This window comes from Ruania albidiflava DSM 18029 (assembly GCF_000421225.1).
Classification (GTDB): Bacteria; Actinomycetota; Actinomycetes; order Actinomycetales; family Beutenbergiaceae; genus Ruania; species Ruania albidiflava.
This window is the reverse complement of sequence record NZ_ATWL01000051.1, coordinates 1-2,031: the sequence shown is the minus strand read 5'-3', so window position 1 is coordinate 2,031 and position 2,031 is coordinate 1. Positions and strand designations below refer to the sequence as shown.

The following is a 2,031-nucleotide window of genomic DNA, read 5'->3' as shown; positions in this document are numbered from 1 at the left end:
CATCGGCACCATCGGCCCCGTCGGTGTCTTCCTCATCGGTTACATCTTCAACCGTGCAGCATTCCTCGTCGGTTGCCGCTGTTCCTTCGGAAGTCTCCGAGCCATTGGCTCCGTCACTGCCGTCAGGGTCTTCAGCAGTGTCGCTCCCATCGGCCCCGTTGGAACCATCCTGGCCATCTGAACCATCGGTCCCGGCCGAGCTATCAGTGCTGTCGGACCCCTCCGAGCCACCAGGGCTTTCCGAGCCATCGGCTCCTTCTGCTCCTCCAGACCCATCGGAACCATCCGAGTCGTCGGCGCTCTCATCGGTCACATCCTCGACCGTGCAGCACTCTTCGTCGGTTACATCGGTCCCGTCTTCAACATGAGCCTGACCGGAACCATCCGAACCATCGGCTTCGCCGGCGCCGTCGGTCCCTGCGGCGTCCTCATCAGCGACTTCCTCGACCGTGCAACAGTCCTCAGCGCTGTCAGCACTCTCACCGTTGTCTACGGCATCGCTGGCCGTGGTCGTAGCCGTCCCTGAAGCCTCCTCGTCCGAGGACTCTACGGCTGTGGAGACCTGGTCGGGCTCTGCTGCTGAGCCCTCGCTCGGACCGCCCTGTGCCTCTTGTTGGCTTGCTGTGTTGGCATTCTCTGTGTTGCTACTGTCATCGCTCTCGTCCGCGGGTTGCGAATCGTGCGGTTCATTAGTTGTGGACATCGGGGTCGCACATGCCTCGGCATCCACGCTGTTCTCATCTTGCGTAGAGGATGAGACGTCCAGAACATCGACGCCCGTAGCCTCGGACGCTGACTGGACGGTGTCTACTACAGACGAGACCAGCCCGCCGTCATCACTGGGATCCTCGGCATCAAGCGTCGACGATCCGGACGATTGTGAGTCACACATCTCAAATGTGACGTTCTCGGCCCCCGCTTCGCTGGCAGCATTCACTCCCACAGCACCGTTCACGCTGGCCTCCCGAGCGGATTCCACCACCAGGGGAGGGCTGTCGGTAACAGCTTGAGCTCCCGCCGATCCAACGATCGTAAGCCCACCGGCAAGCAGCGTTATCCGCAGCGCTCGCCTCAAGTAGGTATGCATGGAAATACTCCTGACTAATTGAGTGGAATGCGCCCAAAGGGCGCATGTTGACGTGCTGGATAGTGAGTCCAGTCGTCCACCCATTAGTCAGGAGCGACCGCAACCTTCAAGATGACGTCAAGAACAGTGGGCAGCGACTCCGCCGCTGCCTGCGTGGTAAAGGCATTTGCAGGGAGTTGCATCTCCCGCACGATGTCAGCGAATCCAGCGCCGCCCTGTCCGTACGCGCTAGCAGCACCCGACGGCACCGACGTTGGCGCTCCAGCGGGCTCGGGCGTGGTGTCGCCGCTCGTCCCACTATTGGATGGAGCCTCGGAAGGAGGAGCATCGGGCCCCGGAGTGATCCCCCCCGTTGCTGGCGCGGGGACAGCGCCGATGCCTTGAACAGAAGGCTCTGGCACTAGAGCACTCGACGGAGCCGAGGGCCGATGATCGATGTCCTCAGTCGCAAGGGCGGACTGGTCCTCATCGAACGCGGTGATGTCCGGGACCGCTGACAGCGCGTGAACAACTGGCTGCACCGGGATAACAGTTGTTACAGAATCCTGACGCTCGCCGTTCACTGGAACAAGCGTCTGCTCGATCACCGGCCTCACGACAGAATCGGTAATGTCTGTCACGACGGGATCAGCAATCGGAACAACGACATCTTGCACGACCGGAGCTACAACATCAGTCACCACCGGCGCCAGTACCGGAGTGACGACATCGGAAAGAACTGGATCCAGCACTGGCATTGCTACCTCGTCGACCACCGGGTCGACGACATTCTCGCTGAGCTGCTGAAGGGTAGGAGCACCAAGGCCATCCGTTACCGGGTGAACAACGTCCACCAATGGTTCGGTCACTGGGGCGATCAAGCTCGTGAGCCCCGACAGCGGCCCGGAATCCTCATTGGAAGCGCGTTGCGCCGACACATCAAGTTCAAGCGCCGCCGGCTCGTC

1 protein-coding gene and 1 pseudogene are annotated in these 2,031 nt (G+C 61.3%); both read right to left on the bottom strand.

All coding sequences use genetic code 11. The annotated features are described in order from the left end of the window. Positions 1 to 955: putative sodium/potassium/calcium exchanger (locus K338_RS25765; protein WP_425413857.1), on the bottom strand; the 955-nt coding region annotated here is incomplete at its 3' end. A 215-nt stretch (positions 956 to 1,170) separates the two neighbouring features. Continuing rightward, positions 1,171 to 2,031, bottom strand: a pseudogene (locus K338_RS25915) (hypothetical protein); the annotation flags it as partial.